Consider the following 14,777-nt stretch of genomic DNA (forward strand, 5'->3'; position numbering starts at 1 on the left):
CTGCACCACTCTAGTGGCGTCACCGCGGCGCCCGCCGGGGTGAGGCGGGACCCGGGGTCCGGCTTCCCGGTCCGCCCCTGGCCACCGGTTTTCCGGAAGGCGCCTCCTGTTTTGTGCCGCGCACTCGCCCGCCGCCTGCCCGGGTCGCCGTGCCCGTCCCCGTACCCCCGTGTACGCCGTGCCCGTGCGCGGCGCCGTCTCACCCGTGCCGTACCGCGGTACCGCCCGTCCGCGGTCGTTCCGTGACGCCTGTGCGACGTAAGGACGTCAGCGACCCGGTCGTTGGTTGCCCCGTAGGGCTGACGAAGGCGTCAACAATGGTCGGTAAGGGCAACTTTTGAGTCGGAGTCAGGGCAGGAAGCGGCCATACAAGATCCGCCAACGCCGGTCTCCCAGCGGGCTGTCGGTGGGAGATGGGAATATGACGGCGGCCCTCGAATCGGCCTGCCCAGGGAAGGGAGCGGTGACCGGCATGCAGATCCGGCTGACCGTCCAGGCGGCGCGCGGCGGCGCCGCCGCCCGCGGTCGCGACGTGATCGTCACCGCACCTGCCGGCACGACACTGGGAGCCGTGGCGGGCGGCCTCCTCGACGCCGCCGCGGCCGCCGCAAGCGGCGGCGGGGGCACCGCGGGCGGCACGGGAGGCGGCGCGGGCGTCGCGGTCTACGCGGGGCAGCGGCTCCTGGACCCGGACCGCGTCCTCCTCGGCGAACCCCCGCTGGTCGACGGCGCGGTCCTGAGCCTCGGCGGCCCCGCGGACCCGGGCCACGGCCAGCCCCCGGCGGCCGACGCGGCGGCGGTCACCAGCCTGCGCGTGGTCGCGGGCCCCGACGCGGGCGGCGTCCACCTGCTGCACGGCGGCCAGATCCGGATCGGCAGATCGGCCGAGGCCGACGTCCCGCTGGACGACCCGGACGTCTCGCGGCTCCACTGCGCGCTGACGGTCGCGGCGGACGGCGGCGTCACGGTGGCGGACCTGGGCTCCACGAACGGCACGACGATCGACGGGGTGGCGGTGGGCACGACTCCGGTGCCGCTGCGCGCGGACGCGGTGCTGCGGGTCGGGGAGTCGGCGCTGCGGATCACGGCGGGCCCGGGTTCCGGGTCCGGGCGTACGGGCGCGGGCAGGGCGGAGCCCGGGACCGAGGCGGCGTCCGGGTCGGCGGAGCACAGCCGGGTGCCCGAGCAGCGCCGGCCGCAGGACGAGGGCACGACGACGGCGGGGCTGGGCAGCGGCTGGCCGGCGGGCGGCGGCCCGGAGTACGGAGACGGCGGGGCGGACCGGGCGCGCGGCGCCGGGCACCGGGGTGCCGAGGCGGGTCCGGCGTACGGGGGCGGAGGCGCGTACGCCGCGGACGGCGGTGCGCGGGACGCGGCCCGGGACGGCGCGGACGCAGACGCGGACCACGGCGGACGCCCGGGTGCCGGCGGCGCCCGGTCCGGCAAGGCGCCGGGAGGCGCGGGCCCCGCCCGCGGCGGCGAGTCCGGCGGCGGACGCCCGGGGCGGCGCGGAGGCGGGCGACAGGGCACCGCCGCGGCCGCCGGGTACGGCGCCGCGGACGCGGACCACACGCACGCCGGTGCGGACGGGGTGCACGGCCTGACGGACTCCGAGGCGGTCCGCGGGGACGGGGGCGGCGACGCGCGAGGCGCACACGGCTCCCCGTACGGCGACGGACACGAGACCCCCGGCCGGAGCGGACGGGGCACGGACCCCGGATACCCGGAGCGCCACGCCGCCTCCGACCGGAACGGCCCCCCGGAGGCGGGCCCCGGGCACGCCTCCCCCGAACGGACCGGACCGGGCGCCGGAGACGACGACGGACATGCCGCCTCCGGCCCGGGTGCGGCACCCGGGTACGGCGGCGGGCGCGCGGACGCCGGCCCGGGCGCGCCGGGCGCCGGCGAAGCCCGTAGCGCGGCACACGCCGCGCGGGCGCGCGGGCGCGCCGCCGAAGGGGCGCGCGCGCCGGGCGACGCCGCACCGCGCAGGAGCGGTACGCCGACGCGGGGCACGGTCGTGCCGCCGGAGCTGCGGTCCCGCGGCGGGACGGCGGGAGCGGCATCCGTACCGCAGCCGCCGCGGCGCGGGATCCGGGCGTGGGCCCGGCGGCTCGGCGGCCGGGAGGAGGCCGCGGAGCCGGCGGCCGTCGCCCCGGCCACGGCCCGTACCGCGGCCGGACCCGGCGGGACCACCGACCTGCACGAGCGCTACCCGGACACCGCCACCGTCCTGCTCGCGGCCCTGGCCGGCGAAGCCGCGTACCGGCCCGGCTTCCTCTACGCCCCGGACGACCCCGGCGGCTCCTCGTACCCCGGCGCTGCCCCAGGCGCCCCGGCACACCACGACGTCACCGCAGGCATCCCGGCCCAACCCGGCGCCACCGCAAGCGACTCCGCACGCCCCGGCGCCGCCGGTGGGCGGGAGTTGGTGTTCCGGCGCGGGAGTGCGCACGCCGACGCGCTCGTCGTCCGGCTGGGGACCGAGTTCCGCCCCGGCGGCGGCACCGCGCCGCTCACCGTCGACCTGCGGCAAGCCGGGTCGCTCGCGCTCGCCGGGCCGCGCGCGCGGCTCGCCGGGCTCGCCCGTTCCGTCGTCGCCCAACTCGCCGCGCTGCACGGGCCCGACGTGCTGGAGCTGGTGCTGATCGCCGCCGACCCGACCCGGCCGCAGGAGTCGCGCGTCGAGGACTGGTCGTGGGCCGGCTGGCTCCCCCACGTACGGCCGCGGCAGGGCCAGGACTGCCGGCTGCTGCTCGCGTACGACCGGGAGCAGGCCGCCGCGCGCGTGGGCGAGTTGCAGCGGCGTCTCGAGCAGCCGGTGCCGGGGACGCGCAGCGTGGTCGTCGTCGACGGCGATCCGGGGACGGCCGCCGTCCGCGACGCCGTCGCCCGGCTCGCCGAGCGCGGCCCCGCCGCGGGCGTGCACCTCGTCTGCCTCGCCGAGACCGCACCCGCCACCCCCGCCTCGCCGTTGACCGCGACGTACGCGGCGGCCGGCAGCGCGGCGCCCGGCTTCGCCGCCTGCGGCGCGGTCGGGCTGCTCAGCGGCGACGTGGCCACCAGCCTGCGGCTCCTCCAGCGCCCCGCGGCGGCGGCACAGGACGGCGCCGCTGCGGAGCCCGGCGCCCCCCGGGCCGCGGCGGAGCCGCCGGGGCCCGCGGAGCCGCCGGCGGCCGATCCGTACGACGCCGCCCACGACGACCCGTCGGACGGCTCCTCCCCCGCGACCGCGTACGGCACCGGCCGCGCCCGCCTCGGCGGCGACGGCTACCCGGCGCCTGCCGAACCCGCCGCGGCCGGCGGCTGGTTCGAGGCCGCCGCCTCCGGCCCCACGGCCGCGGGACCGGCCGGGACGGTCGACGCGGTGTCGGCCGCGTGGGCGGAGCGGCTGGCCCGCGCGCTGGCCCCGTACGGCGAGCGGGACGACGCGGACGGCGTCCACCCCGCCCGCCGGGGCGCCCTCCCCGGTGCCGTCCGCCTCCTGGACGAGCTGGACCTCGCCCGCGCGACCCCCACCGCGCTCACCGCCCGCTGGCTGGAGTCCCGTTCGGGCGCCCCGCGCGTGGGCGCGGTGCTCGGCGCCGGCCCCGCCGGGCGGCTCATGGCCGACCTCGGCGCCGGGCCGCTGGCGGTCGAAGGGGCCGCGCGCGGCGGCAAGTCGGAGCTGCTGCGCTCGTTCGCGGCGGCGCTGGCGGCCGGGGAGCCGCCGGAGCGGCTGCAGTTGGTGCTGGTCGACGGCGCGGGCCGGGAGCGTGGCGACGCGCTGGGCGCGGCGGCGGACCTGCCGCACGTCTCGGGGTATCTGGTGGCGTCCGACCCGGTGCGGATGCGGGAGTTCGCGCAGGAGCTGGGGGCGGAGTTCAAGCGCAGGGCCGCGCGGTACGCGCCGGGGGGCGACCCGGCCCCGCAGGGCCCGGCGATCCCCGGCCCCCGCGCGGCGGGCGAGCAGCGCCCGGGCGGCGCGGCGGACATACAGGCCGCGCAGAGCAACACGCTGCGGCTGCGCCCGAGACCGGCCGCGGAGGAGGCGCCGGGAGCGGGAGCACGGGCCCCATCCGGCACGGGCGCGGAAGCAGAGGCACGGCCCGGGGCCGGAGCGGGTGCGGATACGGGCACGGAAGGCGCCCCCGGCGGCCGCGGTGCGACCCCGCCCCACGGCACCCGGACGCCCGCACCGCAGCAGCGCCCGGGCGCCACACCGCCGCACGGCACCTCGGCGCCCGGCGCGTCCCAGCACCGCGGCACCGCGCCGCAGTACGCCGCCCAGGCCCCCGCCGCGGCCCACGCGCCCGCCGGGCGGCGGGCCGCGCCGCCCGTCGTCGTGGTGGTCGTCGACGACTACGACGCCCTCGTGGCCCCCGGGCTCGGCAGCCCCGCGCGGCCCGCCGCCGGGTCCGTCGTCCGCGTCGTCGAGGCCATCGCCCGTGACGGCGGCCCGCTCGGCATGCACCTCGTCACCGCCTCCGCGCAGCCCGAGGCGACCGCCGCCACCGCCGCCGTCTCCGGCGCCGCGCACCACGTCGTGCTCGGCGGCGACGATGTGCCACCCGGGCGCGGGCTGTTGTGCGCCGCCGGGGCGGAGCCCGTGCCGTTCCAGGCGGCGAGGGTCACCGGCCGGATCCCCCGTACCGCGACCGCACGGCCCACCGTCGTGCCGCTGGAGTGGGCCCGCATGGGCTCACCCCCGACGAGCCGCCCGCTGCGCGAGCTCGGGAACGGGCCCACGGACCTGGCCCTGCTCGCCAGCGCCCTCCAGCGCGCCGCGGGCACCTCCGCCGCCCCGCAGGACGACACCCGCACCCCGTCCGCGTAGCCCCGGCTCCGCCCCGGCCGGCCCGCGCCTTCGCCCCACGGCCGCGCGGCCGGCACGTACGTCTCTCGCACGCTTCCGCGTGTGCCCGCCCTCGCACGCCCCTGCCCTCAACGTCCCACTCGCACCATCCGCCCCACCCGTCCCCTCAGCAACAATCTGCCAGCCCGCACGTCTCTGCCGTCAATCCACCGCAATCACCCTCCTTCCAACGGCCGAACTCTGCACCCACGCCCCACGACCGCACTCACTTCTCCTCAAGTCGCCTCCCACCAGCGGTTTTTGCGTCTTCTCCGGCCTCCGGCCCGCCACGGCCCGCCTTCAGGTTCCGAACGCTGCCCTGTCACGGACGGATCACGAAACGGCCGCTGACGGGGTTTGCGTACGAGGCACTATTGCGGGGCCGCCGGTCCGGGCGTAGGACATACCCCACAGCATTTCGCACCGGTAAAACGGCACAGGCCTCGCGGGGCAGGTTTGTGCCGGTACGGGACAACCCCATCAGCCCCGCGTTCCTGGGGAGGCTGGGATGCGCAGTTCGCTGCATACACTGCAGCAGGTAAGAGTCGTGCGGGCCGCGGTGGCGATCGTCGCCGCCGGCGCCCTCGCCGTGACAGCCGCCGGGTGCGGCGACGACGGTGACGACAACGGCGGAGACGGCGGCAAGGCGGACAAGTCCGGCGCCGGCGTCACGCTGCCGAAGTTGGACGGCGAGTCCCTGCGCGTCGGCGCCGTGTGGACGGGTCCTGAGCAGAAGAACTTCGAGAAGGTCATCGACGGCTTCGAGGAGCAGACCGGCGCCACGGTGGAGTACGTGCCCACCGGCGACAACGTCGCCTCCTTCGTCCGAACCCAGGTCGCGGGCGGCAAGCCGCCGGACGTCGTGTTCGCGCCGCAGGTGGGCGTGTTGCAGGAGTTCGTCAAGGAGGGCTGGGCGAAGCCCCTGAACGCCGCCGCGAAGAAGGAGCTGGGCAAGAACTTCTCGCAGGGCTGGCAGGACCTGGGCGCGGTGGACGGCGAGCAGTACGGCGTGTACTGCAAGGCGGCCAACAAGTCGCTGGTCTGGTACAACACCACGGCCTTCGAGAACGCGGGCGCCCAGGAGCCGGAGGACTGGCAGGGCTTCATGGACACCGCGCAGCTCGTCTCCGACTCCGGCGTGCCGCCGGTGGCGATCGGCGGCGCGGACGGCTGGACGCTGACCGACTGGTTCGAGAACATCTACCTCTCCCAGGCGGGTCCGGAGAAGTACGACCAGCTCGCGGCGCACGAGATCCCGTGGACCGACCCGTCGGTGAAGGACGCGCTGACCACCCTCGGCGAGCTGTTCGGCGACGACACGCTGATCGCTGGCGGTCAGAAGAAGGCGACGAAGATGGCGTTCCCGGACTCGGCGATCGCACCCTTCGCCGACCTGGACAACCCGAAGGCCGCGATGGTCTTCGAGGCCGACTTCGTCGGCGCGTTCGTCAACGAGACCGACGCGAAGGTCGGCGAGGACGCGAAGATCTTCCCGTTCCCGGCGGTCGGCCCGGACAAGCCGGTCGTCACCGGCGGCGACGCGGCCGTGACGCTGACCGGCTCCAAGGGCGCGCAGGCCCTGCTGACGTACCTGTCGTCCACCGAGGCGGCGGAGGCGTGGGCGGCGCCCGGCGGCTTCGTCTCGCCGAACATGAACATGGACATGGCCGCGTACCCGAACGACGTGCAGCGTGAGATCGCGCAGGCGCTCGTCGACGCCGGGGACGACTTCCGCTTCGACATGTCCGACCAGGCGCCCGCCGACTTCGGCGGCACCGCGGGCAAGGGCGAGTGGAAGGCGCTGCAGGACTTCCTGGCCGATCCGAAGGACGTCGAGGGCGCGCAGCAGGACCTCGAGAAGGCCGCGGCCGCGGCCTACAAGAGCTGACGGACGGAGCAGGGAGACCCTGATGTCGACCTCGTCGGCGGGGGGTGCGGCGGACTCCGCCGCACCCTCCCCCCTCGCCCCGCCGGTCAGCACGTCACCAAGCTCGCAAGAGCAGAAGCAGAGCAAGCCGCCGAGGTCGGTGGTACGGACCAGGAGCTGGATCACGGTGGCGTTCCTGCTGCCCGCCGTGGTCCTGCTCGCCACCCTGGTGCTGTATCCGATCGTGTACTCGGTCTACCGCAGCCTCTTCGACGTCACCGGCGACGAATTCATCGGCCTGGACAACTACACCGAGCTGTTCAGCGACGACCGCATCCGCACCGCGCTGCGCAACAACCTGATCTGGGTGCTCGTCGCGCCCGCGGTCTGCACGGCGCTGGGGCTGATCTTCGCCGTCCTCACCGAGAAGGTGCGGTGGGGCACGGCGTTCAAGATGGTCGTCTTCATGCCGATGGCGATCTCGATGCTGGCTGCGGGCGTCATCTTCAGCCTCGTCTACCAGAACGAGCCGGAGCGCGGCGCCGCGAACGCGGCGTGGACGACGATCCACGACACGTTCAGCGACCCCGCGCCCTGGCCGGGCGCCCGCCCGCGCCCCAACGCCGATCTGAAGGGTCCCGACAAGGGCCCCTTCACCAGCGAGGCGACCGTCAGCGCCGGGCAGACCGCCCTGCTGCCGCTGGTCGCCGTGAAGCCGCAGGACGCGGCCGGCGAGCAGCCGGCGGCGAAGCCGCAGGCCGCCGGCGACGGCGTGAGCGGCACGGTGTGGCTGGACTTCAAGCCGGGCGGCGGCGAGCCCGACGTCGTCGACAGCGGTGAGAAGGCGCTGAAGGGCATCAAGGTCGAGGCGGTCAAGGACGGCAAGGTCGTCGCCTCGGCCACGACGGCGTCCGACGGTACGTTCACGCTGCCGGCCGCGGCCGACGGCGCCCAGTTGCGGCTGCCCTCCTCGAACTTCGCGGAGGCGTACGGCGGCGTCGACTGGCTCGGCCCGTCGCTGGTGACGCCGGCGGTGATCGCGGCGTACGTGTGGATGTGGGCCGGGTTCGCGATGGTGCTGATCGCCGCGGGTCTGGCGTCGGTGCCGCGGGAGCTGATGGAGGCGGCGCGGGTCGACGGCGCGAACGAGTGGCAGGTGTTCCGGCGGATCACGGTGCCGGTGCTGGCACCGGTGCTCGCCGTCGTGCTCGTCACGTTGATGATCAACGTGCTGAAGATCTTCGACCTCGTCTACATCATCGTGCCCAGCGCCCGGCTCGAGGACGGCAACGTGCTGGCCGTCGAGCTGTTCCAGCAGGCGTTCGCGGGCACCGAGCCCGATCTGGGCGTGGGCAGCGCGATCTCCGTCGTGCTGCTGCTCCTCGTCATCCCCGTGATGATCTTCAATATCCGCCGCCTGCGAAAGGAGTCCGGCCGATGACCACCGCAGCAGCGGCGGAGACCGCACCGAAGCCGGAACCGCAGAAGGCGGAGGCCGAGGCGCCGGCGAAGGAGTCGCTCGCCGCCCGCATCGGCCGGTACGCGGGCGGCGGCGCGGTCCGGGCGTTCCTGGTGATCGTGGCGTTCCTGTGGCTGACCCCGACGGTGGGGCTGCTGATCTCGTCGTTCCGGGATCCCGCGGACATCGCGACGACCGGCTGGTGGAAGGTCTTCGGCGATCCGGGGCAGCTCACCACGGACACGTACGACGCGCTCTTCGGCAACGAAGACGTGATGGGCGCGCTGCCGACGACGATCTGGATCACCGTGCCGTCCACGCTGCTGGTGGTGGTCATCGGCGCGCTGGCGGGCTACGCCTTCGCGTGGATGGACTTCCCCGGCCGGGACTGGGTGTTCCTCGCGGTGGTGGGCCTGCTGGTGGTGCCGGTGCAGGTGGCGCTGATCCCGATCGCGTCGCTGTACCGGGATCTGAACCTGTTCCACACGATCACGGGTGTGGTGCTCTTCCATGTCGCGTTCGGGTTGCCGTTCGCCATCTTCCTGTTGCGGAACTTCTTCGCGGAGATCCCGCGGGAGCTGCTGGAGGCGGCGCGGATCGACGGGGCGAGCGAGGTGCGGCTGTTCTTCCGCGTCGTGATGCCGCTGGGCGGGCCCGCGATCGCGGCGCTGAGCATCTTCCAGTTCCTGTGGGTGTGGAACGACATGCTGGTGGCCCTGGTCTTCGCCGACCCGGGCAAGCCGCCGCTGACGGTGGCGGTGCAGCAGCAGACGCGGCAGTTCGACAGCAACATCGAGCTGATCGCGTCCGGCGCGTTCATCTCGATGATCATCCCGCTGGTCGTCTTCTTCGCCTTCCAGCGGCAGTTCGTGTCCGGTGTGATGGCGGGCGCGGTGAAGTAGGCGCCGGGGCGCAGCGCGTAGGCGCCGGGGCGCAGCGCGTAGGCGCCGGGGCGCAGCGCGTAGGCGCCGGGGCGCAGCGCGTAGGCGCCGGGGCGAGCGCGGCGAGGCGATACGGCCGTCCGGGTGGATCACCCGGGCGGCCGTACTGTCGTACGGCTGAGTGCGTGGGGCCGCCGTTACGGTGGCGGATACCAGAAATAAGGACATTCCGACCAGCGGACTGTCCTTCCGCCGCCGCCCGCCCAGGGATGTGTCCGTGCCCCGGTTCAGCGTCATCGTCCCCGCGTACAGGGTCCAGGCATACCTCGACGAGTGCCTGGAGTCCGTGCTCACGCAGTCCTTCACGGACCTGGAGGTCATCGCGGTCGACGACCGCTCCCCCGACTTCTGCGGCGAGATCATCGACGCCGCGGCGGCCCGCGACCCGCGGCTGACCGCCGTCCACCTGAGCGCCAACGTGGGCCTCGGCCGCGCCCGCAACGCCGGACTGGAGCGCGCCACCGGCGACTACGTCCTCTTCCTCGACGGCGACGACACCCTCGTCCCCGGCGCGCTCCAGGCGATCGCCGACCGGCTCGCCGCCACCGCGGACCCCGATGTCCTCGTCTACGACTACGCGCGCACCTACTGGGACGGCCGGCGCGCCCGCAACGTCCGTGCCGAGCTGCTCGCCGAGCGCGAGCCGCAGGTCTTCCGGCTGGCGGAGCGGCCGGAGCTGCTGCGGCTGCTGATGGTGGTGTGGAACAAGGCGTACCGGCGGGACTTCGTCGCCGCGCAGGGCCTCAGCTTCCCGCCCGGGTACTACGAGGACACCCCGTGGACGTACCCCGCGCTGCTGTCGGCGGAGCGGATCGCGGTGCTGGACCGGGTGTGCGTGCACTACCGGCAGCGGCGGTCCGGCAACATCCTCGGCACGCCGGGGGAGCAGCACCTCGACGTCTTCGAGCAGTACGACCGGGTGTTCGCGTTCCTCGCCGCGCGGCGGCTGGAGCGGTGGCGGCCGGTGCTGTTCGTGCGGATGGTGGACCACCTGACGACGATCTTCAACAAGAGCGAGCGGGTGCCGCGGCACAAGCGGGCGGAGTTCTTCCGCCGGGCGCGGGCGCTGTACGTGCGGTATGGCGCTGCCGCCGGCTCCGGGGACGGTGCACGGGCCCGGGGTGACGCCGTTGCCGTACGGGCCGGGCACGGCGTACGGGCCAGGACGCGGCATCTCCTCGTGCGGCTAGGCACCCGGCGCGCGTTCCAACTGCTCGGCGCCACCGGCCGGCTCCTCTCCCGTACCCGCGACCTCGCCGCCCGCGCCGCCCGCCGCGCCCGCGCCGGCTGCGGCCTGCTCTACTACCGCCTCCAGCTCCGCCTGCCCCTCGACCCGCACCTGGCGGTCTTCGCCGCGTACTGGTACCGCGGCTACTCCTGCAACCCCGCCGCCCTCGAAGCCAGGGCCCGCGAGCTGGTCCCCGGCCTCACCACCGCCTGGATCGCCCGCCCCGCGTACACGCACACGGTGCCGCCCGGCGTACGGGTGCTGCGCCCCGGCTCGCGCGCGTGCCACCGCGCCCTGGCGCGCGCCACGTACCTCGTCAACAACGTCAACTTCCCGCAGTACGTGGTGAAGCGGAGCGGCCAGATCCACGTGCAGACCCACCACGGCACCCCGCTGAAGAAGATGGGCCTGGACCTCGCCGACCACCCCGCGGGCGCGGCGGGCATGGACTTCGCCGCCCTCATGACCCGCGTCGACCGGTGGGACTACAGCCTCTCCGCCAACCGCCACTCCACGCTGGCGTGGAGCCGCGCCTACCCGGCCGAGCACACCACCCTGGAGTACGGCTACCCGCGCAACGACGCACTCGCCGGGCCGCCCCTCGCGCCCTCCGCGCGCGCCGGGCTGCGCGCCCGGCTCGGCATCCCCGAGGGCGCCACCGCCGTCCTCTACGCCCCCACCCACCGCGACTACCTGCCGGGACACGTACCCGCGCTCGACCTCGGCGCCCTCGCGCGGGCGCTGCGCGAACGCGGCGCGCACGTCGTGCTGCTGGCCCGCGCGCACTACTTCCACGACGCCGCGCCGGCCGGCGCCCCGCCCGCCGGCGTCCTCGACGTCACCGCGCACCCCTCGCTCACCGAGCTGTGCCTCGCCTCCGACGCGCTGCTCACGGACTACTCGTCCGTGATGTTCGACTACGCCCTGCTCGGCCGCCCCATCGTGATCCACGCCGCCGACTGGGAGGCGTACCGGCTCGCGCGCGGCACGTACTTCGACCTCACCGCCGAGCCGCCCGGCCGCGTCTGCCGCACCGCCGGCGAGATCGCCGACACCTTCGCCACCGGCGCCCACACCGCCCCCGCCGCCGCGGCGCAGCTCGCGGCGTTCCGGCGCCGGTTCTGCCCGTACGACGACGGGCACGCCGCGGAGCGCGTGGTGCGGCACGTGTTCCTGGGCGAGGCGGGGCGCCCGCCGGTGCGGGGGCCCGGGGGTGCGGCGCGGGGCGTTCCGGGGGTGCTGCCGCGGCCGGCGGGGAGTGCGGTGGTGCGCAGCGAATGACGGAGGTGAGGCAGCGGAGCGTACGGAGACGGGGGCGCGGGACCCCGGTCGTACGAAGGGCGCGGCAGCCGGCCGTACGGACGGCGCAGGCACGCACACCGCGGACACCCAGGCCGGACGCAGGCACAACCGGCGCACGCGCACGGGACGCACGCTCACCCGACGCACGCAGGCCCGACACACGGAAGCCGGAGGTACGGATGACACAGACCCGCAGCGAGCGACCCGCCACCCCGCCGACGGCGCCCCCCGCCACCGGAGTCGGCCGCCCCCGCCCCGATCCCGTGCGGCCCGGCCCCTACCCCGCTTACGCCGCGGACGCCAACGGCGTGAAGCCCGGGCAGCCGTGGCTCGTGGCCCGCTACCGGCGCGCGGTGCCGCGGCGCGTGCGCCGGCTCGTCGTCGCCGTCGCCGGCCCCGCCGCCCGGCACCGGGTGCAGCGCGCGCTCGGCGCCGTCTCCCGGCGGGTCCCCGAGCCGGGGCAGCGCTCGGTGCTGCGCGCCCTGCGCGCCACCGGCCAACTCGGCCGCGCCGACCGCCGGGTCGTCCACTACCGCGGCCAGACGCGGCTCGCCGTCGTGGTCGGCTCCCCCACCCCGCTGCACGCCCGCAACGAGAACCTGCGCCTGGTCACCGGCGCCCTCGACGCCGCCGGCGTCGAGTACTTCGCCGTCCGCGGCTACGGCAGCGTCTCCACCGCCGTCGCCGTCCCCGCTGCCGCCCGCGCCCGCGCCGTCGCCGCGCTCACCGCCCTGTGCGCCGCGTACCCCGGCTACGTCTGCCTCCCCGACCGCCGCAAGCGCCCCGAGCGCCGGGTACGTCCCGCCGGCGACCCCGCCGCCTGGGAGGCGCTCGCCGGGGCGGCCGTCGTCCGGTTCGCCTGCTACTACGCCGATCGCGGCGGGCACACCCTGCTGGGCGCCGGCTACGGCTGCGACGTGGAGTTCTGGGCGGAGGAACCGTACGAGGAGGGCGAACCCGGCGCCCAGGGCGCGGGCGGCAGCCGGCTGGTGGCGCCCCGCTTCAACCGCGTCGTCGAGTCCGTACCGCACGACGGCACCTATGTGACCGCGCCCGGGCACCTCTTCACCCGCTTCGTGCTCCCCGGCTCCCTCGGCACCGTCCCCGACGTCCGCACCCGCCCCGAGCTGACGGTCCCGCTCCCCGATGACCTCCCCTTCCCCGTCGACGCCGTCTACACCTGGGTCGACGGGGACGACCCCGCCTGGCGCCGCCGCCGCGCTGCCGCGGGCGGTGTCCCGTACCACGCCGAGGCCGCGAACGACGCCCGCTACCTCAACCGCGACGAGCTGCGCTACTCGCTCCGTTCACTGCACCTGTACGCCCCCTGGATCCGGCACGTCTACCTCGTCACCGACGACCAGGCCCCGGACTGGCTCGACACCGCACACCCCCACCTGACGGTCGTCGACCACCGCGACATCTTCACCGACCCCGGCGTCCTGCCGACGTTCAACTCGCACGCCATCGAGAGCCAGTTGCACCACATCGACGGCCTGGCGGAACACTTCCTCTACTTCAACGACGACGTCTTCCTCGGCGCCCCGCTGCTGCCCGACCGGTTCTTCCTCCCCAGCGGCATCACCCGCTACTTCCCCTCCCGCGCGCTGCTGCCCTCCGGACCGCCGGACGCGGGCGACGTGCCGGTGTCGGTCGCGGGAAAGAACAACAGGGCGCTCCTCCAGCAGAGGTTCGGCACGTACATCACGCAGAAGATGAAGCACACGCCGCACGCCCTGCGGCGCAGCACCCTCGCCGAGATCGAGGAGCGCTTCCCCGAACGGCACCGGCAGACCGCGGCGAGCCGCTTCCGCAGCGCCACGGACCTGAGCATCCCGTCCGCGTTCCACCACTACTACGCGGCGTTCACGGGCCGCGCGGTGCCCGGGCAGATCCCGTACGACTACTTCGACCTCGCCCACCCGGATCTCGCCGCCCGCCTCCAGCGGCTGCTTCGCCGCCGCGACCGGAACGTCTTCTGCCTCAACGACACGCTCTCCGGCGCGGGCGACCTGGCCCGGCAGGTGGAGCTGGTCCGCCCCTTCCTCGACGCGTACTTCCCCGACCCCAGCCCGTTCGAGATCCCGTTCACGCGCTCGCGGCCCGGCCCGAGCCCGTTGGAGAGGTGAGCAGGTCATGCCCCTGGCCGTCCGCACCCCGGTCGATCCGGCCGCGCCGCCCGGCACCGGCGCGTACCCCCGCGCGCTGAACGTGCTCAGCCGGAAGGAGACCGCGGTCCAGCGCCAACTGCGCCGCGCGGGCCTCGCGGGGTACGAGCCGCTGACGCAGGCGACGCTGCTGACCGTCGCGCAGTACGCGCCCCCGCACACGGCCGTGTACGACATCGGCGCGCACATCGGGCTGTACGCGGCCCTCGTCGACCTCGTCCACGGCGCCAAGCGGCTGCAGACGGTCGCCTTCGAGCCGACCCCGCGCACGGCGGAGCTGTGCCGCGGCCTGCGCGACGGCAACGGACTGGGCTTCGACGTACGGCAGATGGCGCTGTCGGACCGCAGCCGCACGGCGGAGCTGTTCCTGTCACTGAAGGCTGAGAGCTCCAACTCCCTCAACGCCGCGCACCGCGCGCACACGGAGTCGGTACGGGTGCCGGTCGGCACGGTCGACGACTTCGCGGAGCGACACGGGCACGCGCCCCACCTCATCAAGATCGACGTCGAGACGCACGAGCCCGAAGTCCTCGCGGGCGCGGCCGGGGTGCTGCGCGAGCACCGCCCGTGGATCGTCTGCGAGGTCCTGCCGAGCACGGACGCGGCGGCGATGGCGGCGGCGCTGTCGCCACTGGCGGAGCTGGGGTACGGGCTGCACCTCATCCACCCCGAGACGCCGTGGCGCGCGCACGACGCGAAGAGCTACGCGCCGCACGTCCAGGGCCAGTGCCGCGACTGGCTGTTCGCACCCGAGCCGCTGACGGACGAGTTCTACGCGGCGCAGCGCGCGTGGCTGCGGGCGGTGCTGGCGTGCGGCAAGGAGGAGAACCTGCTCGTGCCGCCGGGTGAGCCGTTCCCGCGGGGGTGGAACGCGCCGCACGGTGCGCCGGGGGCGCCGCCCCGGCCGCGGCGGGGGCTGGAGGCGCGGCTGCCGCGGATGTGGCGGCAGGCGGCGGGCCGGTGAGCGGGGATCCGGTT

General features: G+C 75.5%; 7 protein-coding genes. All 7 read left to right on the plus strand.

The features are described from left to right. Positions 1-472 precede the first annotated feature (472 nt). The 7 genes from ACFYVJ_RS30330 (at position 473) to ACFYVJ_RS30360 (ending at position 14,763) form a co-directional block, all read left to right on the plus strand. Positions 473-4,816 (plus strand): FHA domain-containing protein, encoded by a 4,344-nt coding sequence (locus tag ACFYVJ_RS30330; RefSeq protein ID WP_388898291.1) that lies wholly within the window; start codon positions 473-475, stop codon positions 4,814-4,816. A gap of 526 nt (positions 4,817-5,342) precedes the next feature. Beyond that, positions 5,343-6,722 carry an ABC transporter substrate-binding protein gene (locus ACFYVJ_RS30335; protein ID WP_388898213.1) on the plus strand — a complete coding sequence of 460 codons (1,380 nt, stop codon included), beginning with the start codon at positions 5,343-5,345 and terminating at the stop codon, positions 6,720-6,722. A 22-nt stretch (positions 6,723-6,744) separates the two neighbouring features. Further along, entirely contained in the window at positions 6,745-8,142 is a 1,398-nt protein-coding gene (locus ACFYVJ_RS30340) for an ABC transporter permease subunit (protein WP_388898216.1), read from the plus strand. After that, a complete protein-coding gene (locus ACFYVJ_RS30345; protein ID WP_388898219.1) occupies positions 8,139-9,062 on the plus strand; it encodes a carbohydrate ABC transporter permease in 924 nt (307 codons plus the stop codon). Before ACFYVJ_RS30340 ends, ACFYVJ_RS30345 begins: the two co-directional genes overlap by 4 nt. A gap of 250 nt (positions 9,063-9,312) precedes the next feature. Then, on the plus strand, positions 9,313-11,610 hold the full coding sequence (locus ACFYVJ_RS30350) for a CDP-glycerol glycerophosphotransferase family protein (RefSeq protein WP_388898294.1): 2,298 nt from the start codon (positions 9,313-9,315) through the stop codon (positions 11,608-11,610). 200 nt (positions 11,611-11,810) lie between these two features. Then, a complete protein-coding gene (locus ACFYVJ_RS30355; protein WP_388898222.1) occupies positions 11,811-13,760 on the plus strand; it encodes a stealth family protein in 1,950 nt (649 codons plus the stop codon). Positions 13,761-13,767: 7 nt separating this feature from the next. Further along, on the plus strand, positions 13,768-14,763 hold the full coding sequence (locus tag ACFYVJ_RS30360) for an FkbM family methyltransferase (RefSeq protein ID WP_388898225.1): 996 nt from the start codon (positions 13,768-13,770) through the stop codon (positions 14,761-14,763). The last annotated feature ends 14 nt before the right edge of the window (positions 14,764-14,777 follow it).

It is taken from the genome of Streptomyces sp. NPDC004134, from assembly GCF_042874195.1.
Taxonomy (GTDB): Bacteria; Actinomycetota; Actinomycetes; order Streptomycetales; family Streptomycetaceae; genus Streptomyces.

Coding starts and splice junctions, on each gene's coding strand:
- ACFYVJ_RS30330 (WP_388898291.1), top strand. CDS start 473: ATGCAGATCCGGCTGACCGTCCAGGCGGCGCGCGGCGGCGCCGCCGCC.
- ACFYVJ_RS30335 (WP_388898213.1), top strand. CDS start 5,343: ATGCGCAGTTCGCTGCATACACTGCAGCAGGTAAGAGTCGTGCGGGCC.
- ACFYVJ_RS30340 (WP_388898216.1), top strand. CDS start 6,745: ATGTCGACCTCGTCGGCGGGGGGTGCGGCGGACTCCGCCGCACCCTCC.
- ACFYVJ_RS30345 (WP_388898219.1), top strand. CDS start 8,139: ATGACCACCGCAGCAGCGGCGGAGACCGCACCGAAGCCGGAACCGCAG.
- ACFYVJ_RS30355 (WP_388898222.1), top strand. CDS start 11,811: ATGACACAGACCCGCAGCGAGCGACCCGCCACCCCGCCGACGGCGCCC.
- ACFYVJ_RS30360 (WP_388898225.1), top strand. CDS start 13,768: ATGCCCCTGGCCGTCCGCACCCCGGTCGATCCGGCCGCGCCGCCCGGC.